Annotated in this window: 3 rRNA genes; all 3 read left to right on the forward strand. The window is 57.6% G+C overall.

The annotated features are described in order from the left end of the window. The first annotated feature begins 240 nt into the window (after positions 1 to 240). Positions 241 to 1,773 (forward strand): 16S ribosomal RNA (locus ACK8HX_RS17685). Positions 1,774 to 2,206: 433 nt separating this feature from the next. Then, positions 2,207 to 5,334 (forward strand): 23S ribosomal RNA (locus tag ACK8HX_RS17690). A gap of 80 nt (positions 5,335 to 5,414) precedes the next feature. Continuing rightward, positions 5,415 to 5,531: ribosomal RNA gene (rrf, locus tag ACK8HX_RS17695) — 5S ribosomal RNA — on the forward strand. The 16S, 23S and 5S rRNA genes sit together here, the layout of an rRNA operon. Positions 5,532 to 5,584: the final 53 nt, after the last annotated feature.

Below are 5,584 nucleotides of genomic sequence, written 5' to 3' on the forward strand. Positions count from 1 at the left end.
TGGTGCGCGTCCGATCCTTGAGAACTCAACAGCGTGTCAAAAATCGATGCCAATACCTCGTCGCATCTTCTGCCTGGTCTGTCCACGTCGTGGGTGGCTGGGTGTGGGTGCACGAATTTTTTCCTTTGGTTGACAACGAACATTCAGCTTTTTGCTGGTTGTTCGTGCTCAGCCGGGGTTTGAACATCACCTGATGGTGGTTAGGAGTTTTCGGTCCCTTTGGGGGCTGGATTTCGAACATCAACGGAGAGTTTGATCCTGGCTCAGGACGAACGCTGGCGGCGTGCTTAACACATGCAAGTCGAACGGTGACCTCGAGAGCTTGCTCTTGGGTGATCAGTGGCGAACGGGTGAGTAACACGTGAGGAACCTGCCCCAGACTCTGGAATAACCCCGGGAAACCGGAGCTAATACCGGATACGACATCAGGCCGCATGGTCATGGTGTGGAAAGTTTTTCGGTCTGGGATGGCCTCGCGGCCTATCAGCTTGTTGGTGAGGTAGTGGCTCACCAAGGCGACGACGGGTAGCCGGCCTGAGAGGGCGACCGGCCACACTGGGACTGAGACACGGCCCAGACTCCTACGGGAGGCAGCAGTGGGGAATATTGCACAATGGGCGAAAGCCTGATGCAGCGACGCCGCGTGAGGGATGACGGCCTTCGGGTTGTAAACCTCTTTCAGTAGGGAAGAAGCGCAAGTGACGGTACCTACAGAAGAAGCACCGGCTAACTACGTGCCAGCAGCCGCGGTAATACGTAGGGTGCGAGCGTTGTCCGGAATTATTGGGCGTAAAGAGCTTGTAGGCGGTTTGTCGCGTCTGCCGTGAAAATCCGGGGCTCAACCCCGGACTTGCGGTGGGTACGGGCAGACTAGAGTGTGGTAGGGGAGACTGGAATTCCTGGTGTAGCGGTGAAATGCGCAGATATCAGGAGGAACACCGATGGCGAAGGCAGGTCTCTGGGCCACTACTGACGCTGAGAAGCGAAAGCGTGGGGAGCGAACAGGATTAGATACCCTGGTAGTCCACGCCGTAAACGTTGGGAACTAGGTGTGGGTCTCATTCCACGAGATCTGTGCCGCAGCTAACGCATTAAGTTCCCCGCCTGGGGAGTACGGCCGCAAGGCTAAAACTCAAAGGAATTGACGGGGGCCCGCACAAGCGGCGGAGCATGTGGATTAATTCGATGCAACGCGAAGAACCTTACCAAGGCTTGACATGTACCGGAAACATCCAGAGATGGGTGCCCCGCAAGGTCGGTACACAGGTGGTGCATGGTTGTCGTCAGCTCGTGTCGTGAGATGTTGGGTTAAGTCCCGCAACGAGCGCAACCCTCGTTCCATGTTGCCAGCAGGCCCTTCGGGGTGCTGGGGACTCATGGGAGACTGCCGGGGTCAACTCGGAGGAAGGTGGGGATGACGTCAAATCATCATGCCCCTTATGTCTTGGGCTTCACACATGCTACAATGGCCGGTACAAAGGGCTGCGAAACCGCGAGGTGGAGCGAATCCCAAAAAACCGGTCTCAGTTCGGATTGGGGTCTGCAACTCGACCCCATGAAGTCGGAGTCGCTAGTAATCGCAGATCAGCAACGCTGCGGTGAATACGTTCCCGGGCCTTGTACACACCGCCCGTCAAGTCACGAAAGTCGGTAACACCCGAAGCCGGTGGCCCAACCCCTTGTGGGAGGGAGCCGTCGAAGGTGGGACTGGCGATTGGGACTAAGTCGTAACAAGGTAGCCGTACCGGAAGGTGCGGCTGGATCACCTCCTTTCTAAGGAGCACTCACCACCGCGCCTGGCGTGGTGGTGCAGAGCCCGGTTCGCCTCCGTTCGTGGGGCGCCGGGAGCTCATGGGTGGAACATCGATTAGTTGGCGCTGACACTGCTCGTGTCGCCAGTACAGCTCCGGTTCGCCGGGGAGTGGAACGCGCTCGGGTGGGGGAGGCGTTTGGCACGTTGTTGGGTCCTGAGGGCTCGGCCGTCCGGTGAAGTGACCGGTGTCCGTTCCTGAAGGCCGCGGCCCCCCTGCCGGTCTCGCCTCGTGCGAGGTGGGTGTGGGTGGGTGTGGCAGGGCCTCCGCCGTGTGCGAACCGCCGGCAGCTTCCGTCTTTGGTCGGGAGGTGTGGGTAGGCGCCGGTTCTGGTGGGGGTTGCCGTGCGTATGTTGAGAACTCCACAGTGGACGCGAGCATCTTTTGTCTTTGTGCATCAAGTTTTTAAGGGCACATGGTGGATGCCTTGGTACCAGGAACCGAAGAAGGACGTAGGAATCTGCGATAAGCCTCGGGGAGTCGATAACCAGACTGTGATCCGAGGATTTCCGAATGGGGAAACCCGGCTGGAGGCAAGTCCAGTCACTCCCACCTGAACACATAGGGTGGGTAGAGGGAACGTGGGGAAGTGAAACATCTCAGTACCCACAGGAAGAGAAAGCAACCGCGATTCCGTGAGTAGTGGCGAGCGAAAGCGGATCAGGCTAAACCGTATCTGTGTGAGACCTGTCAGGGGTTGCAGGTGCGGGGTCGTGGGACTTTTCGGTCAGTGCTGACACGCTGGCATGGAGTCAGAAATGTGCGTCATAGTCGAAGGGCATTGAAAGGCCCGGCACAGAGGGTGCGACCCCCGTAGACGAAATGGCGTGCACTCCAGAGAAGTATCCCAAGTAGCACGGGGCCCGTGAAATCCCGTGTGAATCTGGCGGGACCACCCGCTAAGCCTAAATATTCCCTGGTGACCGATAGCGGACAAGTACCGTGAGGGAAAGGTGAAAAGTACCCCGGGAGGGGAGTGAAATAGATCCTGAAACCGTGTGCCTACAATCCGTCGGAGCCTCCTTGTGGGGTGACGGCGTGCCTTTTGAAGAATGAGCCTGCGAGTTAGTGCTCAGTGGCGAGGTTAACCCGTGTGGGGAAGCCGTAGCGAAAGCGAGTCCGAACAGGGCGAATGAGTCGCTGGGTCTAGACCCGAAGCGGAGTGATCTACCCATGGCCAGGCTGAAGCGACGGTAAGACGTCGTGGAGGGCCGAACCCACTTAGGTTGAAAACTGAGGGGATGAGCTGTGGGTAGGGGTGAAAGGCCAATCAAACTCCGTGATAGCTGGTTCTCCCCGAAATGCATCTAGGTGCAGCGTCACGTGTTTCTTACCGGAGGTAGAGCTACTGGATAGCCGATGGGCCTCACCAGGTTACTGACGTTAGCCAAACTCCGAATGCCGGTAAGTGAGAGCGTGGCAGTGAGACTGCGGGGGATAAGCTCCGTAGTCGAGAGGGAAACAGCCCAGACCACCAGCTAAGGTCCCTAAGCGTGTGCTAAGTGGGAAAGGATGTGGAGTTGCATCGACAACCAGGAGGTTGGCTTAGAAGCAGCCACCCTTTAAAGAGTGCGTAATAGCTCACTGGTCAAGTGATTCCGCGCCGACAATGTAGCGGGGCTCAAGCACACCACCGAAGCTGTGGCATTGACACTTCTGCCCGGCCGCGACTCCTGCGGGATCGTGGTCCAAGCGTGTTGATGGGTAGGGGAGCGTCGTGTGGCCAGGGAAGCGGCGGAGTGATCCAGCCGTGGAGGCCACACGAGTGAGAATGCAGGCATGAGTAGCGAATGACGGGTGAGAAACCCGTCCGCCGAATAACCAAGGGTTCCAGGGTCAAGCTCATCTGCCCTGGGTAAGTCGGGACCTAAGGCGAGGCCGACAGGCGTAGTCGATGGACATCCGGTTGATATTCCGGAACCGGCGAAGAACCGCCCATGACGAACCTGGTGATGCTCAGCGCCTGAAGCCGTCCATCGTCTCCTTCGGGAGGCACCGGGCGTGTGGAGCGCGCGACCCAAACCAGTAGTAGTCAAGCGATGGAGAGACGCAGGAAGGTAGCCTCCGCGTGGCGATGGTTGTCCACGTCCAAGGGTGTAGGGCGAGCTGTAGGCAAATCCGCAGCTCATACAAGCCTGAGACCTGATAGTGACCGCGTATGCGGGAAGCAGGGTGATCCTATGCTGCCAAGAAAATCTTCTAGCGAGGTTCGAGCCGCCCGTACCCCAAACCGACTCAGGTGGTTAGGTAGAGAATACCAAGGCGATCGAGTGAATCGTGGTTAAGGAACTCGGCAAAATGCCCCCGTAACTTCGGGAGAAGGGGGGCCCAGACCCTGAAGCCGTTCACCGGCTAGGGGAAAGGGCCGCAGAGACCAGGGAGAAGCGACTGTTTACTAAAAACACAGGTCCGTGCGAAGTCGCAAGACGATGTATACGGACTGACGCCTGCCCGGTGCTGGAAGGTTAAGAGGACGGGTTAGATCCCTTCGGGGGTCGAAGCTCAGAATTTAAGCCCCAGTAAACGGCGGTGGTAACTATAACCATCCTAAGGTAGCGAAATTCCTTGTCGGGTAAGTTCCGACCTGCACGAATGGCGTAACGACTTCTCCACTGTCTCAACCGCGAACTCGGCGAAATTGCACTACGAGTAAAGATGCTCGTTACGCGCAGCAGGACGGAAAGACCCCGGGACCTTTACTATAGCTTGGTATTGGTGTTCGGTACGGCTTGTGTAGGATAGGTGGGAGACTGTGAAGCCGGCACGCCAGTGTCGGTGGAGTCAACGTTGAAATACCACTCTGGTCGTTCTGGATATCTAACCTCGGTCCGTGATCCGGATCAGGGACAGTGCCTGGTGGGTAGTTTAACTGGGGCGGTTGCCTCCTAAAAGGTAACGGAGGCGCTCAAAGGTTCCCTCAGCCTGGTTGGCAATCAGGTGTCGAGTGTAAGTGCACAAGGGAGCTTGACTGCGAGACAGACATGTCGAGCAGGGACGAAAGTCGGAACTAGTGACCCGGCGGTGGCTTGTGGAAGCGCCGTCGCTCAACGGATAAAAGGTACCCCGGGGATAACAGGCTGATCTTGCCCAAGAGTCCATATCGACGGCATGGTTTGGCACCTCGATGTCGGCTCGTCGCATCCTGGGGGTGGAGTTGCTCCCAAGGGTTGGGCTGTTCGCCCATTAAAGCGGTACGCGAGCTGGGTTTAGAACGTCGTGAGACAGTTCGGTCCCTATCCGCTGTGCGCGTAGGAAACTTGAGAAGGGCTGTCCCTAGTACGAGAGGACCGGGATGGACGAACCTCTGGTGTGTCAGTTGTCCTGCCAAGGGCACCGCTGATTAGCTACGTTCGGAAGTGATAACCGCTGAAAGCATCTAAGCGGGAAGCACGCTTCAAGATGAGGTTTCCATGCACCTCGTGTGCGAGAGGCTCCCGGCTAGACGACCGGGTTGATAGGCCAGACGTGGAAGTGCAGCAATGCATGCAGCTGACTGGTACTAATAAGCCGACAACTTGATACACACCAACAGACAAACGAAACTGTTCGCGTCCACTGTGAAGTTCCCGAGATACGCCCGGAACGCGCATATCTCCATAGAGTTTCGGCTGTCATAGCGAAGGGGAAACGCCCGGTCCCATTCCGAACCCGGAAGCTAAGCCCTTCAGCGCCGATGGTACTGCACTGGTGACGGTGTGGGAGAGTAGGACGCAGCCGGACAAACATTCCCAAAAAGGGGAGGACCACACCAGTCCTCCCCTTTTTGCATTCCC

The sequence above is a fragment of the Oryzobacter faecalis genome, from assembly GCF_046764005.1.
Taxonomy (GTDB): domain Bacteria; phylum Actinomycetota; class Actinomycetes; order Actinomycetales; family Dermatophilaceae; genus Oryzobacter; species Oryzobacter faecalis.